The 23,536-nt window shown below is 38.2% G+C and carries 20 protein-coding genes; 17 read left to right on the forward strand and 3 right to left on the reverse strand.

Features of this window, described 5'->3' with window-relative positions; translation table 11 throughout:
* Positions 1 to 175: 175 nt before the first annotated feature.
* Both QSH13_RS14690 and metC read right to left on the reverse strand, forming a co-directional pair.
* The gene (locus QSH13_RS14690; protein ID WP_109397115.1) at positions 176 to 844 is read right to left on the reverse strand and encodes a DedA family protein; all 669 of its coding nucleotides are present in this window, start codon (positions 842 to 844) and stop codon (positions 176 to 178) included.
* 124 nt (positions 845 to 968) lie between these two features.
* Positions 969 to 2,159, reverse strand: a complete 1,191-nt coding sequence (gene metC, locus QSH13_RS14695) for a cystathionine beta-lyase (RefSeq protein ID WP_109397116.1) — start codon at positions 2,157 to 2,159, stop codon at positions 969 to 971.
* A 329-nt stretch (positions 2,160 to 2,488) separates the two neighbouring features.
* Between metC and exbB the strand changes: the two genes are divergently transcribed.
* The 14 genes from exbB (at position 2,489) to yedF (ending at position 17,135) form a co-directional block, all read left to right on the forward strand.
* Positions 2,489 to 3,493 carry a tonB-system energizer ExbB gene (exbB, locus tag QSH13_RS14700; RefSeq protein ID WP_109397117.1) on the forward strand — a complete coding sequence of 335 codons (1,005 nt, stop codon included), beginning with the start codon at positions 2,489 to 2,491 and terminating at the stop codon, positions 3,491 to 3,493.
* A gap of 6 nt (positions 3,494 to 3,499) precedes the next feature.
* Entirely contained in the window at positions 3,500 to 3,928 is a 429-nt protein-coding gene (gene exbD, locus QSH13_RS14705) for a TonB system transport protein ExbD (protein ID WP_109406831.1), read from the forward strand.
* Between the two features lie 1,882 nt (positions 3,929 to 5,810).
* Positions 5,811 to 6,935: a hydrogenase 2 small subunit gene (gene hybO / locus QSH13_RS14710; protein WP_109397119.1), complete on the forward strand. Its 1,125-nt coding sequence runs from the start codon at positions 5,811 to 5,813 to the stop codon at positions 6,933 to 6,935.
* Positions 6,932 to 7,945, forward strand: a complete 1,014-nt coding sequence (hybA, locus tag QSH13_RS14715) for a hydrogenase 2 operon protein HybA (RefSeq protein WP_036911746.1) — start codon at positions 6,932 to 6,934, stop codon at positions 7,943 to 7,945. The genes hybO and hybA overlap by 4 nt, the downstream gene beginning before the upstream one ends.
* Positions 7,932 to 9,113: a Ni/Fe-hydrogenase cytochrome b subunit gene (gene hybB / locus QSH13_RS14720; protein ID WP_109397120.1), complete on the forward strand. Its 1,182-nt coding sequence runs from the start codon at positions 7,932 to 7,934 to the stop codon at positions 9,111 to 9,113. Before hybA ends, hybB begins: the two co-directional genes overlap by 14 nt.
* Positions 9,110 to 10,813 carry a hydrogenase 2 large subunit gene (gene hybC, locus QSH13_RS14725; RefSeq protein WP_109397121.1) on the forward strand — a complete coding sequence of 568 codons (1,704 nt, stop codon included), beginning with the start codon at positions 9,110 to 9,112 and terminating at the stop codon, positions 10,811 to 10,813. Before hybB ends, hybC begins: the two co-directional genes overlap by 4 nt.
* Positions 10,813 to 11,301: a HyaD/HybD family hydrogenase maturation endopeptidase gene (locus tag QSH13_RS14730; protein ID WP_109397122.1), complete on the forward strand. Its 489-nt coding sequence runs from the start codon at positions 10,813 to 10,815 to the stop codon at positions 11,299 to 11,301. Before hybC ends, QSH13_RS14730 begins: the two co-directional genes overlap by 1 nt.
* Positions 11,298 to 11,792, forward strand: a complete 495-nt coding sequence (hybE, locus tag QSH13_RS14735) for a hydrogenase-2 assembly chaperone (protein ID WP_286039325.1) — start codon at positions 11,298 to 11,300, stop codon at positions 11,790 to 11,792. Before QSH13_RS14730 ends, hybE begins: the two co-directional genes overlap by 4 nt.
* A 61-nt stretch (positions 11,793 to 11,853) precedes the next feature.
* Positions 11,854 to 13,065 (forward strand): hydrogenase nickel incorporation protein HypB, encoded by a 1,212-nt coding sequence (hypB, locus tag QSH13_RS14740; protein ID WP_109397124.1) that lies wholly within the window; start codon positions 11,854 to 11,856, stop codon positions 13,063 to 13,065.
* Positions 13,056 to 13,322 (forward strand): hydrogenase maturation factor HybG, encoded by a 267-nt coding sequence (gene hybG / locus QSH13_RS14745; protein WP_006535180.1) that lies wholly within the window; start codon positions 13,056 to 13,058, stop codon positions 13,320 to 13,322. Before hypB ends, hybG begins: the two co-directional genes overlap by 10 nt.
* Entirely contained in the window at positions 13,309 to 14,445 is a 1,137-nt protein-coding gene (gene hypD / locus QSH13_RS14750) for a hydrogenase formation protein HypD (RefSeq protein WP_109397125.1), read from the forward strand. The genes hybG and hypD overlap by 14 nt, the downstream gene beginning before the upstream one ends.
* On the forward strand, positions 14,442 to 15,461 hold the full coding sequence (hypE, locus tag QSH13_RS14755; RefSeq protein ID WP_249718404.1) for a hydrogenase expression/formation protein HypE: 1,020 nt from the start codon (positions 14,442 to 14,444) through the stop codon (positions 15,459 to 15,461). Before hypD ends, hypE begins: the two co-directional genes overlap by 4 nt.
* A gap of 208 nt (positions 15,462 to 15,669) precedes the next feature.
* Positions 15,670 to 16,896, forward strand: a complete 1,227-nt coding sequence (gene yedE, locus QSH13_RS14760) for a selenium metabolism membrane protein YedE/FdhT (protein WP_286039326.1) — start codon at positions 15,670 to 15,672, stop codon at positions 16,894 to 16,896.
* Positions 16,893 to 17,135, forward strand: coding sequence for a sulfurtransferase-like selenium metabolism protein YedF (gene yedF, locus QSH13_RS14765; RefSeq protein ID WP_006535172.1), 243 nt, complete (start codon positions 16,893 to 16,895; stop codon positions 17,133 to 17,135). The genes yedE and yedF overlap by 4 nt, the downstream gene beginning before the upstream one ends.
* Before the next feature lie 74 nt (positions 17,136 to 17,209).
* On the opposite strand, the gene rdgC is transcribed toward yedF, so the two are convergent.
* Positions 17,210 to 18,118 carry a recombination-associated protein RdgC gene (gene rdgC, locus QSH13_RS14770; RefSeq protein ID WP_109397128.1) on the reverse strand — a complete coding sequence of 303 codons (909 nt, stop codon included), beginning with the start codon at positions 18,116 to 18,118 and terminating at the stop codon, positions 17,210 to 17,212.
* 1,327 nt (positions 18,119 to 19,445) lie between these two features.
* On the opposite strand from rdgC, the gene QSH13_RS14775 reads away from it, so the two are divergent.
* From QSH13_RS14775 to QSH13_RS14785, 3 genes are all read left to right on the forward strand, one after another.
* On the forward strand, positions 19,446 to 20,624 hold the full coding sequence (locus QSH13_RS14775) for a porin (RefSeq protein WP_286039327.1): 1,179 nt from the start codon (positions 19,446 to 19,448) through the stop codon (positions 20,622 to 20,624).
* 86 nt (positions 20,625 to 20,710) lie between these two features.
* A complete protein-coding gene (locus QSH13_RS14780) occupies positions 20,711 to 22,666 on the forward strand; it encodes a bifunctional 2',3'-cyclic-nucleotide 2'-phosphodiesterase/3'-nucleotidase (RefSeq protein ID WP_109397130.1) in 1,956 nt (651 codons plus the stop codon).
* A gap of 84 nt (positions 22,667 to 22,750) precedes the next feature.
* Complete coding sequence (locus QSH13_RS14785; protein ID WP_109397131.1) at positions 22,751 to 23,527, forward strand: ribonuclease T2 family protein; 777 nt, start codon at positions 22,751 to 22,753, stop codon at positions 23,525 to 23,527.
* Positions 23,528 to 23,536 lie beyond the last annotated feature (9 nt).

Genomic DNA, 23,536 nt, shown 5'->3' on the forward strand with positions numbered 1-23,536 from the left:
GCGATTAAGCTTTAACGATAAACAGATTAAGACAAGAAGAGGATAGTGATAAATATAAACGGATTTTTACTAAGATATTAATAAATAAGAGATAAGATAATGAACAACAGAACGTTGCCAGTGTTAGATGATTAAAAACACCATTATAATGATTAAAATAATGGTGTTTTTTAAATTATTTATTGCTAGTGCTATTTTTACGATGGCGAATGTACATTACGACAGAGCCAATTAAACCTGCGCTTAACAATAATACTGGCAATGTCATCAGAATATTCATCACTAATGTTTCATGCTTTTGAATAAAAGGAATTAAATTCAATACATAGCCCAGTGAAACAATAATGCCTACCCATAAAAAGCCACTTAACCAGTTAAATATTTGAAAGCGGCGTTGTTGTAATTCAGATAATCCCGCCAAAGTGGGTAATAATGTTCGTACAAAACCAATAAAACGACCAATTAATAAAGCATATAAGCCTTGACGATGGAAAAGATCATTCGCTTTATGGTGATATTGCTCAGGTAATTGTGCCATCCAGCGTTTAACTACTTTTGTGTCACTGAGCCATCGGCCTTGTAAAAAGCCTAACCAACTTCCAAAACTAGCAGCAGTACCTAATACAATGATGGTTGGAAAGAAATGTAAAACATCTTTCGCAATAAGTGCACCACATAGAATAAGTAGTGTATCTCCGGGTAAAAATGCTGCGGGTAATACCCCATTTTCCAGCATAATAATAACAAAAAGAACAATATAGATAACCCACAACACATTAGGATTAGCCAGCACCATATAATCATGTTGCATTAATGCGTGAATTATCTCTTTTAATGTTTCCATTAGCGAACTCGCATTAAAAAAGACTTTATGTTCGCTATTCTAACGCAAAATAAAGATAACAGTTTGATTTAATCCCTGTGGAGCCACAGGGATAGATTTTTTTTAATAAAAAATTCATTCTTTATTAAGAAATACGTAAAAATGCGTATTCGAGATCTGCAATTAGATCGTCTACATTTTCTAATCCAATATGAACACGGAATAATGTGCCTGTAAATTCCGGTTGTGTTTCATACTGGCGCATAGCTTTAATATCATTAGGTTGATAACCTAAAATTAAGGATTCGAATCCACCCCATGAAAATGCCATTTTAAATAATGAGAAATTATCTAAAAAAAGAGCAAATTCTTCAGCAGTTAGGATTTTCTTTAAACTAAAAGAGAATAGCCCGTTGCTACCTGAAAAATCACGTTGAAAATATTCATGACCTAGACAAGAAGATAAGGCTGGGTGATAAACACTATCGACTAAAGCGTGTTGTTTTAGCCAACGAGCGACTTCTAATGCACTCTGTTCATGCTGTTTCATTCTTACGGGTAATGTTCTTAGGCCTCTAGCTGTCATATACGCAGTATCAGGATCGACACATTGTCCTAATAAATAGGCATTTTCACGTAATTGTGCCCAACAACGTTTATTAGCAACGGCAAAACCTAACATACCATCAGAGTGACCAATAATGTATTTTGTTGCTGATTGAATAGAAATATCAACACCAAGCATTAATGGTTTAAGTAATATTCCCGCCGCCCAAGTATTATCAATCATAATAATGATTTCAGGGTTATATTGGCGAACTGAATTGACTATTCCTTGCAGGTCTTGAATTTCCATCGTGATTGATCCTGGCGATTCAAGAAAAACGATTTTTGTTTCAGGACGTAGTAATTGGCTGATCGCATTGCCGATTAAAGGATCAAAATAAGTCGTTGTGACTGAGAATTTACGTAAGATCTGATCACAAAAATTTTGTGTGGGATCGTAAGCCGAACCCGTTACAAGAATATGGTCACCTTGTTCAATAAACGCGAGTATTGATTGCGTGATTGCTGCAGCACCAGAAGGAAATAATGCGCATCCTGCACCTTGTTCTAATTCAGTGAGTGCTTCTTGCAAAGCAAAGTGTGTGGTTGTGCCTCTACGACCATAAAAAAGTGCGCCTTCAGCGCGTTTTTTTGTTGCATCTCGTTTTTGCGCAACGGAATCAAAAATAACGGATGATGTTCGTTGTATAATTGGATTTACTGCGCCTTGAGAATATTTTTTAGCTCGACCAGAAAGGAGGAGTGAGGTTTCTTGTTGTTTTAGCGTCATCCTTAATACCTTCTTTTAATTGATGGTGTGTTTACCTCAAGTTAATTCATTTTTTGGATAAGTACAAAAGAGTTGCTGGATAGTTGATAAAATTTCACGTTACGTGAAAGAACGATAATTTGTCTTAAAAATGGACGAATGGAAAAAAAATCGCCAAATAGTAATGATAATTACTATCAAAATGCTTCATGTTTGATATCATTTGAGCGTTTTCTCTTTCCTGATGGCAAACAGGATGATTGTAAGTAAACGATTTTGGGTAAGTAATGACGTAAAAATGTCATTACTGAATAAATAAATAGATAAAAAAGAGAGTAAAAGGCCAACTGATGCGTAATTTGACAGCTTCTATTCTATTGGCAATCGGTCTGACAGGCTCTGCTTTTGCGGATACGACTCCTGCCACACCAACTGAACAGCCAACAACTGCTGCCGTTTCTTCAACAGCTTCTACACCGATAACGACTACACAGACAACTGCCACTACAGCCTCAACAACAGGTAATGAAGTGAAAGCAGAAAATACTGCAAGCGCTAAGCCTGAAGGTGAAAATACAGCTGTAATAACGGCTGAGAATTCAGAGAATGCACCTTCAGCGACAGAAAACACACCATCAGAAGTACAGCCTGAAATGGTTGCTGGTGGCGGATTTGCAGAAGATTTGTCCGTCATGGGTATGTATCGTAATGCAGATTTAGTCGTTAAGAGTGTCATGATTGGCTTACTGTTAGCCTCTATTGTCACTTGGGCTCTATTTTTCGCGAAAGGAAGCTACCTGATCTCACTGCGTCGTCGCTTAAGAAATGAGACGGCTCAATTAGTTGAAGCTAAATCACTCAATGATGCATTAGCGATTAGCAAAAAATTTGGTCATAAGAGTGCAACCGCTGATTTCTTTAATGATGCGGAATTAGAGCGTACTTACTCTCAAGAAAGTAAAGTGGCATCAGGCATTAAAGAACGTGTTGAAATGCGTATGGAACGTCGCGTTGCAGCAATTATCCGTGAGTTAGGTCGCGGTAATGGTTATTTAGCTACAATCGGTGCAATCTCTCCTTTTATCGGCCTTTTTGGTACGGTTTGGGGGATTATGAATAGCTTTATTGGTATTGCACACTCTCAAACGACAAATCTTGCTGTTGTTGCGCCCGGCATTGCAGAAGCGTTATTAGCAACAGCGATTGGTCTGATTGCAGCTATTCCTGCGGTTATTATTTATAACATTTTTGCTCGTATGATCGCGGGTTATCGTGGTGAAATTGGTGATATCGCAACGGGTGTAGTGACATTAGTCAGCCGTGATTTAGATATCGAAAACAGCAAAGCAAGGTAATGAATTATGGCAATGCGTCTTGGTGATGATTCAGGTGATGATAATGAATTACATGATATCAATGTGACGCCTTTTATTGATGTCATGTTGGTTCTACTCATTATCTTTATGGTGGCAGCACCGTTAGCTACTGTTGATATAAAAGTAAATTTACCCGCTTCAAGTGCTAAACCACAGCCACGCCCTGAAAAGCCTGTTTATTTAACAATTAAGTCGGATAAACAGATTTTCATTGGTGAAGAGATGGTCACACATGAAACGATAGCGAATGTGTTAGATACCATGACACAAGCAAACAAAGAGACAACAATCTTTTTCCAAGCGGATAAAACGGTTGATTATGAAACGTTAATGGCTGCAATGGATTCGCTAAGAAAAGCGGGTTATCTCAAAGTTGGGCTAGTGGGAATGGAAACCGTCTCTACAGGTGGTTAATATTTAGCAAATAAGCTATTTATCTAAGTATTTTTACGCTATTTTAAAAGCACTTTATTTGTCGTTGTGAAATGATGAATAAAGTGCTTTTTTATTGTATAGACGATATAGAGTTTATATTTTTACCATTTTTAATAGTTGTCGATGTTATTAATAAAATTGAGTTAGAATAAAATTTAGCTTTAGTATTAAATAATATTAATAATGGATAGATTAAGTTACAGAATAAATAATTAATTAAGTTTATTGAGTGATGACGAGCTGAATCAATTAATGCTAAGTAGATGTCATTGTTTGAACCCTTCTAACATTAATATTCATTAACTCTTCATTTTTTTTCATTTTTAGATTTGTTGATATCGACTTCTTAAAGTTAAATTTATCTATAACCTTGTGATTTATAATGTCTTTATTTGAATTTGATTTAAGTGTAAAAACACTTGCGCAAAAAATCTTATTGGATATAATGCACTCACGTTACAAATTGAAATATCCTGTAACGTGTTATAACGCCTAATTTATTTATTATCTAAGTTATCCACATTTGGATACTTATTTTTTATTGCACCAGGTAGACCGTTGTTTTCAGTCATTCCAATTTCTGGTAAGTAGATTTTATTTACTTATTCAAACCGCTACTTATTTTTGATAAGCAGTGAGTAAAATAAAACGTGAAAGGCAGAGAACTACACATAGCATTTTATTATTTTAATAAATTTAGAAGCCATAACATTTCGGTGTTATGGCTTTTTTATTTTGTCTGTTATATAGGCTGTTACTGTGGTTTCTAAGATGAGCGCTTCTGAGTGTGTTTGTTGTGTATCATTTGGATACTGATCCTCAATTTATCGCTCATTATCCACGAAATCTTGCTTGATAAAAAAAACAAACAGTTAACAAAATATTTCTCAATCTTTTAGATTTATGATCACTTCTTTTATCTATTCTTACAAAAAAAGAAATAGGCCCCATTAGGGGATTATTTATCGATAAATTGTCTTTTTTTTATCCATAAAAACAACAGGGATTTAACATTAAATTTTATTTGCGTTAATTTCGTTATAGATTCGATATGTTATAAAATAACTTAATGAAATGATTACCATTATGTACTAATTAGTAATTATTAATGATCTTATCCTTTTGATGTTATCTCATGCCAATATGTATTTAATTTTATAACGATTTTATACTAAGCGAATTTCTTATTCCAAAAATGAATATACTTATAACTATATGAAAAATGATAGGAAAAATAGGTTAATATTTGGCTATAAAATAGACATTATCATGATGATTAAAAATTAATAACAAAAGAAGAGTCGCTAAATTGGTAATGAAAATAAGCTAAAGTTAAATATATTAATGTAATCATTTCTTGTTTATGAAATGCAATTTTTAACATTATTTATGATGTAATGTAAAGGTTGATAATATGAAAAAAAGATTCATCATTATAATTAAAAAATATATTAGAACTTATTTTTAATAATTTTTATTAGAAATTAGAAATAATGAATTATTAATTTTGTATTATTTTAAATATATTGTCTTATAATTTGGTTGTTTTTTGTCTTTTTTATAATCTATTGATTAATAAAGGTTTAAATTTTCTTTCCCTCTGTGTTTTTAAGATAATGATAATTATTTCTATTTTCTTTATCATTATTAAATAGTATTTTAATAAATTTAAAATGACGAAATATATAAAAATTAAGCATTAAACTTTATATTGCTGAAACGTTTTTACTCACATAAAGGGATAATTTATTTTTTAATGAATTATCGCTTGATAATGATCAAGTCATTATTGTGTCGGAGTGTTAAAAAGGCGGTGTTTTAAAATTATTCCAATTAAAAATCATCATATCAGGAGAGATATATGGCCTTGGGGAATAATGTTTTTTCCCATCATGGTATTAACCGACGCGATTTTATGAAATTGTGTGCTGCGCTGTCAGCTACCATGGGATTAAGCGGCAAAGCTGCCGCAGAAATGTCAGAAGCAATGGCATCACCTGAACGCCCACCTGTTATCTGGATTGGTGCTCAGGAATGTACTGGGTGTACAGAGTCTTTATTACGAGCAACTCACCCGACTCTGGAAAACCTCGTTCTTGATGTTATCGCACTCGAATATCACGAAGTGCTTTCTGCAGCTTTTGGTGATCAAGCTGAAGAAAATAAACACAATGCGATGGAGAAATACAAAGGTAAATACGTCCTCGTTGTTGACGGTTCAATCCCAGACAAAGACGGTGGTGTTTACTGTATGGTTGCAGGAAAACCAATTATTGAGCATATCAAAGAAGCTGCTGAAGGGGCTGCTGCGATTATTGCTATTGGTTCATGTTCTGCATGGGGTGGTGTACCTGCTACTGGGGGCAACCCAACAGGCGCTAAATCACTGGAAGCTATTTTACCGGGTAAAACCGTTATCAATATTCCAGGATGTCCACCAAACCCACATAACTTCTTAGCAACTGTTGCTCATATTATTACTTTCAACAAATTGCCTAAGTTAGATAGCAAAAACAGACCGCTTTTTGCTTATGAGCGTTTAATTCACGAAAACTGTGAACGTCGCCCTCATTTTGATGCGGGTCGTTTTGCTAAAGAATTTGGTGATGAAGGTCATCGTCAAGGCTGGTGTTTATACCATTTAGGTTGCAAAGGCCCTGAAACGTATGGTAACTGCCCAACATTAGAATTCTGTGATGTCGGTGGCGGGATCTGGCCTGTCGGTATCGGTCACCCTTGCTATGGTTGTAATGAAGAAGGTATCGGCTTTACTAAAGGTATTTTCCAATTAGCGAACGTTTATCAGCCAACACCAAAAGCACAAGTACCTGATGTTAATGCAAAAGAAGGTGGCGGTGTCTCTTATGGCGCTGCTGGTTTACTGGGTGCTGTCGTGGGTGCAGTTGCGGGTGTCAGTGTGATGGCTGTACGTCAATTAGGCCGTGACAAGAATGCCACAGGAGCCTCACAGGAGGATAAACGGTGAATAGGCGTCATTTCTTTAAGCTGGCATCAGGTGGGGTTCTCCTTGCGGGAATGGCTCCCACTGCGAGTCATGCTGCGGCGCAGAACCGTCCCCCAATTCCTGGGTCTCTCGGTATGCTCTACGACTCTACACTGTGTGTAGGCTGTCAAGCATGTGTCACAAAATGTCAGGAAATTAATCACCCGGAGCCAATGGAGCGTGGTGATACTTACGCTAATGGTGATCCGATTTGGTCAAACAATGACAAATTAAGTCCTTACACAAATAACATTATTCAAATTTGGCGTGATGGCACAGGTGAAAATAAAGACCAACTGGAAAACGGTTATGCCTTTATTAAGAAACAATGTATGCATTGTGTTGATGCAAACTGCGTTTCTGTTTGTCCTGTTTCTGCGTTAACCAAAGATCCAAAAACGGGTATTGTTCATTATCACGCGGATATCTGTACAGGTTGTCGTTACTGTATGGTGGGATGCCCTTACAACATTCCAAAATACGACTACGATGATCCATTTGGTAAGCTCTATAAATGTGAGCTTTGTAACCAAAAAGGTGTTGAGCGTTTAGATAAGGGTTTATTACCAGGCTGTGTTGAAGTTTGTCCTACTGGTGCAGTGATTTTCGGAACACGTGAAGAGTTGCTGGAAGAAGCAAAACGTCGTTTAGCGAAAAAAGCGGGTGAAGAATATCATTACCCACGTCAAACCATTAGTGGTGGTGATACTTATCTACACAAAATTCCTGAATATCAAGATCATATCTATGGTGAGTTTGAAGGTGGCGGTACGCAAGTCATGGTACTTTCTGCTGTTCCTTTTGACAATTTAGGAATGCCAGAAGTCGCACCATTATCAACGGGTGCACGTTCTGAACATATTCAACATACGCTTTATAAAGGCATGGTATTACCAATAGCAGCCCTTGCCGGGATCACCTATTTGGTTAACCGTAATAGTAAAAAACAAGAGCAGGAACACCACAAGGAGGATAACGATGTCGAGTCATGATCCTCGTCCACTTGGCGGTAAGTTATTTACTCTAGCAGTAAGAGTATTTTTACCGCTTGCTGTGCTCGGTTTTATTCTTATTGGTAAGCGTTTGGTATTTGGTCTGGGCGATGTCTCTGATCTGAATGGGGGATATCCTTGGGGTATCTGGATTGCTTTTGACTTATTGATAGGAACAGGCTTTGCATGTGGTGGTTGGGCACTTGCATGGGCTGTTTATGTCTTTAATAAAGGGGAATTTCACCCATTAGTACGCCCTGCATTGTTAGCGAGCTTGTTCGGCTATTCATTAGGTGGTTTATCCATCGCTATTGATATTGGTCGTTATTGGAACATGCCTCACTTCTTTATGCCACAATACTTTAACGTTAACTCAGTGTTGTTTGAAACGGCGACCTGTATGACCATCTACATTATGGTGATGGCATTAGAATTCTTACCTGCGTTATTCGAACGTTTAGGTTGGAAAGTGTCGTTGAAACGTCTTAATAAAGCGATGTTCTTTATCATTGGTCTTGGTGCTTTACTGCCAACAATGCACCAATCTTCAATGGGATCGTTAATGATTTCAGCAGGTTGGAAAGTACATCCACTGTGGCAATCTTATGAGATGTTACCGCTGTTTTCTCTGTTAACGGCTTTCCTCCTTGGTTTCACTATCGTTATTTTTGAAGGCTCTTTATTAAAAGCAAGCCGTACCATGAATGATGATGAAACACCGCTATTTACCAAATTAACTAAAGTGATCGAAGTGTTACTGATCGCATTCTTGGTATGTCGCTGGGGTGAAATCATTTGGAACGGTAAACTGAGTTATATCGGAAATGGAGATATGTTCTCGTGGTTATTCATTGCTGAAAGTGCATTATTAGTACTTCCTCTTGTTTTAATGCATTTAAATAATAACCGCCGTAGTCCAAAAATGCTGTTTGTTTGTGCTCTATTTATCTTAATTGGCGCAGCAATGTGGCGTATGAACTACTCTTTAGTTGCTTACAATCCAGGCAATGGTTACCACTATTTCCCAACAGCAAGTGAATTGCTGATTTCTATTGGTTTCGTTGCATTTGAAGTAACAGCTTACATTCTTATTATCCGTTTATTGCCGGTTTTACCTGCACAAACAGATTCAAATATACAATTAAAAAAGGCTGAGGTTAAATCATGAGCCAACGCATTACTATTGATCCTATTACCCGTATTGAAGGGCATTTACGCGTCGATTGTGAAATTGATAACGGAAAAGTTGTTAAGGCTTGGTCTTCCGGTACCATGTGGCGCGGAATGGAGGAGATCCTAAAAGGAAGCGATCCTCGTGATGCATGGATTATCGTGCAACGTATTTGTGGTGTTTGTACGACAGTTCACGCAATTGCCTCAGTACGTGCTGTTGAAGATGCCTTAGGTATGGATATTCCTGTCAATGCGCAGTATATCCGTAATATTATTTTGGCTTCTCATATTCTTCATGACCATATCGTTCACTTCTATCAGCTTTCTGCGATGGACTGGGTTGATATTACTTCAGCGTTACAAGCAGATCCTGAAAAAGCGTCAGCGATGCTGAAAGGTGTTTCTAAGTGGCAATTGAACTCTGCTGAAGAATTCAGAAAAGTTCAGAAGAAAATTCAAGGTCTGGTTGACAGTGGCCAGCTAGGTATTTTCGCTAATGGCTATTGGGGTCACTCAGCCATGAAATTACCACCAGAAGTTAACTTGATTGCCGTTGCTCACTACCTGCAAGCGCTTGAATGTCAACGTGATGCGAACCGTATTGTAGCGGTTCTTGGTGGTAAAACACCTCACATTCAAAACTTGGCAGTGGGTGGTGTTGCTAACCCAATTAACCTTGATGCACCAAGTGTTCTTAACTTAGAACGTTTAATGTATGTGAAGCACTTTATCGACAATCTTGGTGATTTTATTGAACAAGTTTATAAAGTCGATACCGCTATTTTTGCTGCTTATTATCCTGAGTGGCTAAAAATTGGTAAAGGTGCTAACTACTATTTATCTGTACCTGAATTACCAATCAACGGTAATAACACCGAGTTTTTACTGTCTGGTGGTTATATGGAAGGCGTTGATTTCTCAACGTATCGTCCAATTAAAAACTGGAAAGATGAAAACCTGAAAGAGGGTATTGAAGAAAGTGGTAAACACGCATGGTATGAAGATGATGAACCATTAAAACCATGGGAAGGTTTAACTCGTCCTAAATATACTGGTTGGGATGAAAACAATAAATACTCATGGGTTAAATCACCAACATTCTATGGTAAACCTGTCGAAGTGGGAACATTAGCATGGTTAGTATGTGGTTTAGCAGGTAAGCATGAAGGTACTGTTAAACACTATAACGAAGTTAATGAAATCTATACTAAGTTAACAGGTGAAACACTGGTTAACGAGCAGCTAGAATCAACTTGGGGACGTATTATTGGACGTACTGTTCATGCTTGCGTATTACAAGATTCTCTAAACTTCTTATGGCAATCATTGGTTGATAATATTGGTCGTGGTGATACGACTTCCTTTATTAAACCAGAGTTTGAACCAGGCAAAGAGTATCGCGGTGTTGGTTTTGAAGAAGCCTCTCGCGGTATGTTATCTCACTGGATCGTGTTTAAAGACGGTAAAATCACTAACTATCAGGCAGTGGTTCCATCAACATGGAATGCGGGTCCTCGTAACTTTAATGATGAACCGGGTCCTTATGAGTTATCACTTGTTGGTACTCCTGTTGCTGATCCGAAAAAACCATTAGAAGTGGTAAGAACGATCCACTCCTTTGACCCATGTATGGCATGTGCTGTGCATATGGTTGATTTAACAGGAAAAGAACTCAGTAAGGTGAAGGTATTATAATGCGAACTCTTGTCTTAGGTATTGGTAATTTATTACTAAGCGATGAAGGCATTGGTGTTCGTATAGTAGAAGCGCTCGAAGAGCGCTTCTCTTTACCAGAGAACGTCGATGTTATTGATGGTGGCACATCAGGTATGGAAATCTTGCAAGATATCGCAGCAAGGGATCTCCTGATTGTTGCCGATGCGGTAAGAAGTAATCATGAACCAGGCAGTATTTTTGTGTTACATGATGATGATGTTCCCGCACTTTTTACACAGAAGATCTCACCTCATCAGCTAGGTTTATCTGATGTATTAATGGCACTGCGTATGACAGATGAATTTCCACGTAAACTGATTTTAGTGGGAATTGAGCCTGCATCATTAGAGCCAAGCATGTCGCTGTCTGACATTGGTAAGAAATCAATGGAAGTTGCACTAGAACATGTAGTGAATATTTTGCGTGAATATGGCATTTCTGTCACACCTAAAGAGGTAACAGCATGAGTGAATTAAGCTGGGATATCATAGGATATGATGAACCGCCTGTTGATCAACTTGAAGCGCGTTTTAGTGAAATCGCTGACAAAGAGATGAAAGGACTTCCTTTTTATCGTGAAGGTGTTCCTGTAAAAGCGGGAGGTTTTACCTTATTTGAAAATCAGTGGATTGGTGCTGTTCTTACTCCTTGGATGTTAGAACTGGTTGTTCTCCCAGGGCCTTCACAAGAATGGCCACACCGAAAAGTCGGTGATCGCATTGGGTTGGAATTACCATGTGGTCAGATTAAATTCGTTGTGGGTGAGCTTGCTGAGGGAATGCAGTACCTTGCTTGTTCATTAATGTCGCCACTTGATAGACATTTAGCAGCGGAACATGCTGTTGAGTCGGTTGAAAATAGTGTAAAAATGGCTCTTTCTCTTCCTGTTCAAACACAATCCGTAGCAGAAGTTGATTTAAGTCGTCGTTCTCTCTTCCGTGGTCAGTTAAGATCATAGGGTAGATATTTTCGCGACACAGAGTCACATTCTTCTTATTGAATAGTACAGGAGTCAGAATATGTGTAGCACTTGCGGTTGTGGTGAAGGCAATGTCAGAATTGAAGGTGTAGAACCTCATTCACATGAGCACCACCATCATCACTCTCATGACCATGATCATCACGACCACGGTCATCATCATGATCACGGCCATCATGGGCATGATCACCATCATGAACACAATGCTACTCCAGCGAATACTGTTCATAAATATATTGATAAGTCTGAACAAAAGCATAAGCATAACTACGAAACACATGGTCAGCCTATCATCGTTCATCACCACTATTATCATAACAGTGGTGATGTTCATCTTCACTTTCATAACGATGCACAGCTAAACGAAACCCCTGTTTTCCATGAACACCATCATGGCAATGACGATCATCATGCACATGATCATTCACACAGTCATGATCATGCTCACGACCATACCCACGATCATAACCATGAGCATTCACATCACCATTCTCACAGCCACGATCACGAGCCTGAAGAGCAATTTAGCCCTGTGATTGAAAATCAGAATATGCATTATGGCCAAGGTGAAGCAGGCACACATGCTCCCGGTATTAGCCAAAAGCGTATGCTGAAAATTGAAATGGATGTGTTGGATAAAAATAACCGCATTGCTGTTCATAACCGTGAACATTTTGAACAACAAAATGTACTGGCATTGAATTTAGTTTCAAGTCCCGGTTCTGGTAAAACGACACTATTAACACAAACCTTAAAGCTATTAGCGCAACGCGTGCCTTGCGCTGTGATCGAAGGCGATCAGCAAACCACGAATGATGCGGATCGGATCCGTGAAACAGGTGTGCCTGCTATCCAAGTGAATACAGGTAAAGGTTGTCACCTTGATGCACAAATGGTGCATGATGCGACACACCAACTAGGCTTACAAGATAACAGCGTTCTCTTCATTGAAAACGTGGGCAACTTAGTTTGTCCTGCCAGTTTTGATCTGGGTGAAAAACATAAAGTTGCTATTCTTTCTGTCACTGAAGGTGAAGATAAGCCTCTGAAATATCCGCATATGTTTGCTGCGGCTGATTTAATGATTATCAACAAAATTGATTTAGTGCCACATTTGAATATTGATGTTCAAGCCTGTATTGAATCAGCTCGCCGTGTTAATCCAAATATCGAAATCATTGCGTTGTCAGCAACAACGGGTGAAGGTATGAAAGAGTGGTTAACTTGGTTGGAGAGTCGTCTATGTGCTTAGGTGTTCCAGCTAAAATAGTTGAGGTGGGCGAAGACGTTCACCAACTCGCTTATGCCGAAGTCAGTGGCGTTAAACGTGCTGTTAATATTTCGATGGTATGTGAAGGCGAACCTAGTGAATTATTAGGTAAATGGGTACTGATTCATGTGGGATTTGCCATGAGTATTCTTGATGAACAAGAAGCACAAGATACCCTTGATGCATTACAGCATGTTTATGGTGTGACCCTTGAAGAGGCTGATGATGCAGTACGTTGATGAATTTCGTGATCCCGAACTTGCGAAAGCCTTACTGGCCCAAATTCGTGAAACTATTTCACAATGGCCCCATCCGATTAAACGTCCATTACAAATTATGGAAGTGTGTGGTGGCCATACACATGCCATTTTTAAATTTGGTCTAGACCGCTTATTGCCAGAAGAAATTGAATTTGTTCATGGGCCGGGTTGTCCTGTTTGTGTATTACCGATGGGACGAATTGATGCATGTTTAGAAATAGCCGCCCGTCCTGACGTGATTTTCTGTACTTTTGGTGATGCAATGCGAGTACCGGGACGTAATGGCTCAATGCTTGATGCGCGCCGTCGTGGCTGTGATATTCGTATTGTCTATTCACCGCTCGATTCACTCAAAATTGCACAAGATAACCCAGATAAACAAGTTGTTTTCTTTGGTTTAGGTTTTGAAACGACGATGCCAAGTACTGCCATGACGCTACAACAAGCGAAATTGCGCGGACTCAAAAACTTCTCTCTGTTTTGTCAGCATATTACTATCGTGCCGACTTTACGTTGTCTACTAGAGCAAGATGATGTTCGCATTGATGGCTTTATTGCACCGGGGCATGTCAGTATGGTGATTGGCTGTACGCCATATCAACCGCTATGTGATGAATTTGAAAAGCCTTTTGTGGTGACAGGATTTGAACCATTAGACTTATTACAAGCTATACTGATGGTCATTAAACAACTTAAAGCAAAAGCAGAAAATACAGATTATGTTTTAAGTATTGAAAACCAATATAGTCGCATTGTACCGAATGAAGGTAATAAGTTGGCTCAAAAAGCACTTAGTGAAGTGTTTATGTTAAAAGAAACCAGTGAATGGCGTGGACTGGGTGAAATTCCAATGTCAGGTATTCAATTAACACCTGCTTATTCTGAGTTTGATGCTGAATTACGTTTTACTCCTGCACCGCAGAAAGTGGCAGATAATCCGCAATCTCGCTGTGGCGATGTATTAACAGGACGATGCAAACCTTCCGATTGCCCACTCTTTGGTAAAAGTTGTACACCAGAAACGGCGTTGGGTGCCTTGATGGTATCATCAGAAGGTGCATGTGCGGCTTATTATCAGTATCGCCGTGAAGGTAATATATGAAACAACCTGATGAAATCACCTTAGCCCAAGGAAATGGTGGGCAAGGTATGCAACAACTTATCGAAGGACTGTTTTTAAAAGCGTTCGATAACCCATTATTAAATGAAAAAGAAGATCAAGCACGGATCGCGTTAAATGAGTTAACTACTCTTGGCGATCGTCTTGCATTTAGTACAGACAGCTACGTTATTGATCCGATTATTTTCCCTGGTGGAAATATTGGTAAATTATCTGTTTGTGGTACGGCTAACGATCTTTCTGTTGGTGGTGCGGTTCCTCGTTATCTTTCATGCGGTTTTATTCTTGAAGAAGGGCTTCCATTTGAAACTCTAGAAACCCTTGTTATGGCGATGGCGAAAGCAGCAACGCAAGCTGGAATACAAATTGTTACCGGAGATACAAAAGTGGTTCCTCGTGGTGCTGCGGATAAGATCTTTATCAATACTGCGGGTATTGGGGTTATACCAACCACCATTAATTGGGCTGCAAGTAATATCAAAGCTGGCGATAAGATCTTAGTGAGCGGTACTATTGGTGATCACGGAGCAACAATCCTGAATCTTCGTGAAAACTTAGGACTGGAAGCCGATCTACAAAGTGACTGTGCTGTTCTTGAACCAATGATTGCGCCACTACGTCAAATTAAAGGTATTCGTGCATTACGTGATGCAACACGAGGCGGAGTGACTGCAATTTTACATGAATTTGCTCAAGCCAGTGGTTGTGGCATGAATGTGCATGAAAATAAATTACCAATGAAACAATCTGTTCGTGGTGTTTGTGAACTATTAGGGCTTGAAGCGCTGAATTTTGCTAACGAAGGAAAAATTGTTTTAGTGGTGTCTCCAGATGCTGAAGCCCAAGTACTTGAAGCATTACATCAACATACTTTAGGTAAAGACGCTTGTACTATCGGTGAAGTTACCGAGGATAATTATATTCGATTAACGGGGATTTTCGGGACTAGCCGTATTCTTGACTTACCTTATAACGAACCATTACCTCGTATTTGCTAATCACTTCTTTCCCACTTATAGATTGAATGATCAGACGATTTATAAGTGGGATAAGTCTCCTATCTGTTACAAAAAATTTGTTATAACGCAAATTTCTCTCATTTATCTGAATACTGACTCTTTGATAAAAAAATTATCGGAGTAACATGTGCAACCAATCCTACTGCGTGGAGAGGGTCTCTCGTAGAGGTAAGCTCTAGGAAAAAACATGTCTTGGTCAGAATTTAAATCTCAGTACCTGATCCGTTTTTGGAAGCCTCTTCCAGCAGTGATCGCGGCGGGTATCTTATCCACTTACTATTTTGGTTTAACCGGCACTTTTTGGGCTGTCACTGGTGAGTTTACTCGCTGGGGTGGTCACGTTATGCAATGGTTTGGCGCTCATCCTGAAGAATGGGGTTACTTTAAAATCATCGGGCTTGAAGGTACGCCATTAACGCGTATTGATGGCGTTATGATTATCGGGATGTTTGGGGGTTGTATTATGGCTGCTCTTTGGGCTAACAACGTCAAACTTCGTCATCCTCAACATAAAATTCGTATTCTTCAAGCAGTTCTAGGTGGGATCATCGCCGGTTTTGGTGCTCGTCTAGCAATGGGCTGTAATCTTGCCGCCTTCTTTACGGGGATCCCTCAGTTCTCTTTACATGCTTGGTTTTTTGCGGTTGCAACGGCAGTCGGTTCTTACTTTGGCGCCAAGTTATCATTGATGCCTCTGTTCCGTATCCCAGTAAAACTACAAAAAGTAAGCCAAGCTTCACCAATTACTCAAGATAAACAACGTGCGAAACGTCGCTTTAGATTGGGAATGGTTATCTTTTTTGCCATGATTGCGTGGTCTTTAATTATTCTCTTTGATTCACCAAAATTGGGTTTCGCTATGCTAGGCGGTATTGGTTTTGGTATTTTAATTGAACGTGCGCAAATCTGTTTTACTTCTGCTTTCCGTGACTTATGGATAACTGGCAGAACCCATATGGCAAAAGCGATTATTATCGGTATGGCAGTTAGTGCCATTGGGATCTTCAGTTATGTGCAATTAGGTGTCGCACCGAAAATTATGTGGGCGGGCCCGAATGCCGTCATTGGTGGCTTGCTTTTCGGTTTCGGCATTGTTCTTGCTGGTGGGTGTGAAACGGGATGGATGTATCGTGCTGTTGAAGGTCAAATTCACTTTTGGTGGGTTGGATTAGGTAACGTAATCGGTTCAACATTACTGGCTTATTATTGGGATGATTTTGCCTCTGTGATCGCAACGGATTATGACAAGATTAATTTACTTGATACCTTTGGTCCTGTGGGAGGATTGGGGGTGACGTATCTGATGCTCGGTCTGTCATTTGCACTATTACTTTTGTGGGAAAAACACTTTTTCCGTAAAAAAGCCCAACAAGAAAAAGCGAATTCAACACAGTTCAATAAGGAAATCGCATGAGCCAGAAAGACACTATTATTCCTGATTATCGTCTAGATATGGTTGGTGAGCCTTGTCCTTACCCTGCGGTGGCAACGCTTGAAGCTATGCCATCACTGAAAAAAGGCGAAATATTAGAAGTAGTGAGTGATTGTCCTCAATCAATCAATAATATTCCACTTGATGCGAAAAACTACGGTTATACCGTGTTAGATATTCAACAAGATGGTCCAACTATTCGTTATTTAATTCAAAAATAAATTATATTTTTATTAGATAAAAAAACAGCCTATACATCGTGTGAATGATAGGCTGTTTTCTTGAGAAGAGGTTATTATTCGGCTTCGCCACCTAGCACGTCAATTACTCGTTCAATCAGTGCACTTAATTCACCTGTCATTAAAACAAAATCAGCATCAAAACGTTGGGCAAAATCGGCTTTATCAATATCATCATTTTGCTCACGTAAAGTTTCACTGAATTTAATACGTTTGATAGAACCGTCATCACAAAGCATAAACTGAAGGCGATCCTCCCAGTCGACAGAAAGCTTGGTGACAAATTTACCTGCTTCAATATGTGTCGCAATTTCGTCAGAAACTAATTCCTGTTTCTTACAACGAATAACGCCACCTTCATCTAGCACCGCTTTTAGTTCTGCTTCATCCATTAAGGTAAAACCTGATGGGAGTTCTCCAGAGCGTACCCACTCAGTCATTTTTAATTCAACAGATTCATTAAAGTTCAGTGGCACTACGGGTAATGAACCTAGTGTTTTACGTAACAAAGCTAAATTGTCTTCGGCTCGTTTTGCACTGCCTGAATCAACAATAACGAGTTGTTTTTCTAAATCTAGCCAAATAAATGTTTGTGAGAATTTACTAAATGCACGAGGTAGTAGGGTATGTATCACTTCATCTTTTAAGGTGGCTTTCTCTGTTTTTTTCAGTTTACGGCCTTGTTCACCTTCAAGTTTTTCAACTTTGTCTTGCAGGGCTTGTTTTATGACTGTCGCAGGTAAGATTTTGTCTTCTTTTCGTGCACACATCATGACTTGTTTGCCTGCAACATGGATAAGCGCTTCACCACGATCGCCCATTGGTGAAATCCAACCTGTTCGAGTCATATCTTGGCTACTGCAAGGTGTGAATGCCAATGAAGCAAGCTGTTGTTCTAACTCATCCATTGACAGTGCTATCTCTTTATTTAAGCGATAGACCAAAATATTTTTAAACCACAGCATTTGACATTCCCCTTAATCATTATTTACCGCATTATGATACTGAATGTTGAGGGTATCTAAAAGGTAATATCCCTTAAAAGAAAATATCCATAATGTTATTTAATAAAAAAAGAAAAAAGCTGAAACGAATAATCAGTAAAATTACTCTATGATAATGAGTTTTATTCTTATTTAAATTGAACTAACTAAGAATATTAATGATGAAATAACGTAATTTTTAGCATAAATTTTCATGTGATGTTAATCACATAATTTTATCTTTACACTGTTTTTTATTTACAATATGAAATCACTTTCAGATTTATCTCTGCATTAATTTACAAAACAAAAATCTTCTTGACGGACTGATGTGATAATTGTCACAAAAATGAGAAAATATAAAGAGTGATTTTTCATAAATAACATAGTGACTTAGATCACGAATCTGAACATTTATTTTTTAAATATTGTCAAAATAGCACGATTGGTCTTTTTATGTTAACTTGAGTTATAGTTTAACATTTGTAATGTTTTTCAGTGTTTCTTTGCCACTTTTACGTATTGATTAGATATTGTGATTGAATGGTATTCTTGTGCTCCTCTTTTTAATATTTGTAGTTAATTATTCTTTTTTTGAGTGGGTGTTACTCGTTACCACAAGTTAAATTGTATTTAAATGTGATTTTGCTTTTATTTAAATAAGAAATAAATATAAAGATAAAAAATTATTAATTAAGAAGAACAATATTTAAATCTTTAGTGTTATTTATTTAGTGGTTAAAATTAATACTTCCTTTTAAATATATTAAATAAGGAGATAAATTTTTTATTAGCAAAAAAATGTGTCTTATAAAGAAATGAAATATAAAAGAAAAATCAAAAAGTGCTATTTTAAAAAAGTTGATTAAGTTCAAAAAACACGTATCTTTACCTTTAATTGTGATAGCTATCACTTAGGTATGTAACCATGAAAATACACATTGGTGTAATTGTGGGCTACATCACGAAAGCTGGGCTTTTTTTTGAGTAACATGCCATCGAAAACTCAACAACCTATTTCTTTTCCTGACAGAAATAAAAGCAATGCCCTTATTTAAATATAATGAGGATATTATTTTTGTGTCTTATTGGTGATTACGTCTGTGTCAAGGAAATTAAAGCCTTTAAGAAAATTTTGTAGAGTCATAATTAGTAGCTATAAAAATTATCAATTGTGAGAGCGATTTTCTTTTTCGAAATTCGTGGCAGAGATCTTTTGTCTGAATCTCAGGTCAACTATATACGGCGGTATTATTTTTGGCCTTAAAGAAAATCATAAAACTATAGAAAATAGATGGGTATTTTAATCATGAAAAGCTTGAAGCCTCTAGCAGCACTGGTTGGGTTGTTGGTTCTTTCTGGATCGGCAAACGCAGTAAACGTGTATAACGATAAAGGTACACGTTTTGATGTAAATGGTCAGTTTCGTTTAAAAACACAAGTGACCAGCCAAAATCATGAAATGAAAATGAATGATGATGGTAGCCGTATTGGTTTCTTCGGTTCACACGAACTGACTAACGATATCAAAGTGTTTGGTAAATTAGAGTGGGGTTCAGATACTCAAAAAACTAACAGTGATAACCCTAAATCAAACTTTGAAATGTACAACCGTGTGGGTTATGTCGGCTTCTCTCACCGTGATTATGGTCAAATCCAATTTGGTCGTACTTATATCCCAATCGACTGGGTTAAAAAATCAAGCTACGGCTACGGTAACACCGGTGTATTTTACTTTAGCGATGTATTAGGTCGTTCAGTTGGTTACCACAACGGTTATGCAGATGGTAAAGGTGTTGGTAAAAACAACTTTATGACTCGTTTACCACAAACTATTTTCTTAGAAACTAACCGTTATGAAGGCTTTAAATTAGCAGGTACTGTAACTGGTAAAACTGGTGAAGATGGTCGCCGTGTAGCCGGTGATATCACACGTGCATACTCTATTGTAGGTTTCTATAAATCAACTTTCGGTTTAGAGTTTGATGCAGGTTATTCTTCTGCAACGGGCGAAGCAACGACTTCTAAAAATAGCCCAAATAAAGGTAAAAACCCAGAGAACAGTATTTTAGCTTTTGGTGCGGAATACTTCTTCCCAGGACGTGAGTTCTCTATCGGTTTAGATTATGGTCAGTCACGTGGTAAAAATAATGGTTTTGCTTTAGATAAAAACCAAGCACCTACTAGCTGGAGTTCAGTTAAAGGCGACTGGAAAGCAGATTTATATGGTGTTGGTGTAAAATGGCATTGGGATCGTATCGAAAGTGGTATGTATGCGGGTTACTACCTGCGTGATGGCGATGCCAACACATTCAACTACAAAAAAGAAACCTATACTGTGGGTGTAGATAAACGTTTTGCTGTATCTAAATACAACAATTTACGTCTATTTGCTGAAATGGCATATGATGATGCACGTAGCGAAAACCCGAAATATGAAGATAAAAAACAATATATCTTCGAAACCGGTATGCGTCTGTACTTCTAGTCTTAGTAAAGGCATTACCGTTTGATAGAAGTAACCAAAGGAGAGCCATTTTGCTCTCCTGTTAACCAATATATAAGGGGTGTGTAATGGTTAAGAATGTGTTGAAGATTTCAACATTAGCAATGTTTGTCGCATTCAACGTGAATGCTGCGACAGTCGATCTTCGTATTATGGAGACGTCTGATGTTCACAGTAACTTAATCGACTTTGATTACTTCAAAGACAAACCAACAGAACAGTTTGGTTATGTTCGTACTGCTAATTTAATTAAAGCAGCAAAAGCTGAAGCAACCAATGCGATTTTAGTTGATAACGGCGACTTGATCCAAGGGAGCCCGCTGGCTGACTATCAAGCAGCTAAAGGCTTAGAAAAAGGCGAATCTCATCCAGCTCACCAGCTGATGAACACCATGGGCTACACTGTAGGTAACTTTGGTAACCATGAATTTAACTATGGTTTAGATTACCTGAAAAAAGCCATTGCCGGTGCTAAATTCCCTTACATCAACGCCAACGTGATGGATGCGAAAACAGGCAAAAACTATTTCACACCTTATATCATTGTTGATACACCAGTAAAAGATCGTGATGGTAAAGAACACACTATCAAGATTGGTTATATCGGCTTCGTACCACCACAGATCTTAATCTGGGATAAAGCCAATCTGGATGGTAAGGTCGTTGTAAACGATATTACAGAAACAGCGAAAAAATTCGTTCCTCAAATGAAAAAAGAGGGTGCTGACCTGATTGTGGCTATTCCTCACTCTGGTTTTGCGTCAGAACCTTACAAAGCAATGGCTGAAAACTCCGTTTATTATTTAAGCGAAGTTGAAGGTATTAATGCCATCATGTTTGGTCACGCTCACGGTGTATTCCCAAGCAAAGAATTTGAAGGTATTAAAGGCGTAGATACAGAGAAAGGTACTGTAAATGGTATTCCTGCTGTTATGCCTGGCCAATGGGGTGATCACTTAGGTGTCGTTGATATGGTTATCAATAACGACAGCGGTAAATGGGTGATGACTGAAGCAACGGGTGAAGCGCGTCCTATCTTTGATAAAGCAAATAAAAAAGCATTAGTTGAACGTGATGCTGAATTAGCTCAAATCATCGAAAAAGCACACCAAGGTACCCGTGATTTTGTGGGTAAACACATTGGTAAAGCTTCTGCCAACATGTACAGCTTCTTAGCATTAGTACAAAGCGATCCAACTGTACAAATTGTTAATGATGCACAAGTTGATTACACCAAACACTTTATTCAAGGTGATCCGAACTTAGACGGTTTACCAGTATTAGGTGCAGCCGCGCCATTTAAAGCGGGTGGCCGTAAAAATGCACCAGCAGACTTTGTTGAAGTTGAAAAAGGTGATTTAACATTCCGTAACGCTGCAGATTTATACCTGTATCCAAACACATTAGTGGTTGTTAAAGCAACCGGTGCGGATGTTGTTGAGTGGTTAGAGTGTTCAGCAGGTATGTGGAACCAAGTTGATCCTAACTCAACTAAACCACAAGAACTGATCAACTGGGATGGTTTCCGTACTTATAACTTCGACACCATTAGTGGTGTGAACTATAAAGTTGACTTAACTCAACCCGCTAAATATGACGTGGATTGCCAAGTTGTTAATAAAGATGCGAATCGTATCAAAGAAGTAACTTTCGAAGGCAAACCAATCGATCCTAAAGCAACATTCCTGATCGCAACAAATAACTACCGTGGATACGGCGGTAAATTTGCAGGTACAGGTGAAGCTAATATTGCATTTGCATCTCCAGATGAAAACCGTGCAATTTTAGCGTCTTATATTGCAAAACAAACGAAAGAAAACGGTGAAGTGGTAACTAAAGCCGCGAACAACTGGTCATTCTTACCTATTAAGACTGATAAAGTATTGGATGTACGTTTTGAAACTTCTCCAAGTGAAAAAGCCGCTGCATTTATTAAAGATTTCGCTCAATATCCAATGACCTTTGTGGAAAATGATGAAATCGGTTTTGCAATTTACAAAATTGATTTAACTGAGAAGAAATAAGCTATTAAGCCTGCCCATTCAGGGCAGGTTTTCCTTACCTTTTTGAACCAAGAGAGTAAATTTATTGCTCTTTAAGGGGATTTTATGCGCTTTATGAAGCTATTACCTGCTGCTTTTGCTTTAGTGCTAGCAGGATGTGCAACGCAAGCACCTGAAATTACAGAACCATTAAAACCTCAAGCTAAATTAGTTGAAGGCGTATCTTGTATTGTACCTGATGCACCAACAGCACCTTACGACTACATCGCTTCTAATGATCGCTATGGTCAAAATAGCACGGCATCAACAGATTACTTTAAGTTAGCAATTAACTACTCACCGGCTTTTTGTGATTATAAAAGTAATAACATTAAACGTTTAAATAACGATAATGAAAAAGATCGTGCAAAACGTGAGTACGATAAATTTGAAATCCAGTGTTTCTCTGATAACAAATTTGGCTGGATTGTTCATGGGCTGTGGGCTGAAACCTGTGATGGTAAATCATGGGAAGAGTGCCGTGATTGGAAAGACATACGCAAGCATCCTCGTTTATGTAAAGGTGATTTACCGCCTTTAGAATACTCTACTATCAAACCTTATCTGTGTGATTCCCCGGGTATCGATCTACTACAAGGCGAATGGGAAAAACACGGTGTGTGTGCGTTTGATACACCAGATGCATTTTTTGGTAAACAAAAAGAGTTGTATGAAGCGTTAGTATTACCAGAAGGCCGTCCTTCAAACAGTGCATTGATTAAGTTCTTAAAAGAACACAATCCATCACTGAAGGATAAAGAAATTCAAATTAATCGAGATGAATTCTATATCTGTTATAGCAAAGATTTCGAAGTAATTGATTGTCCGAAACGTGAATTTTGATCTTAGGGA

This window comes from Proteus faecis, from assembly GCF_030286765.1.
Lineage (GTDB): Bacteria > Pseudomonadota > Gammaproteobacteria > Enterobacterales > Enterobacteriaceae > Proteus > Proteus faecis.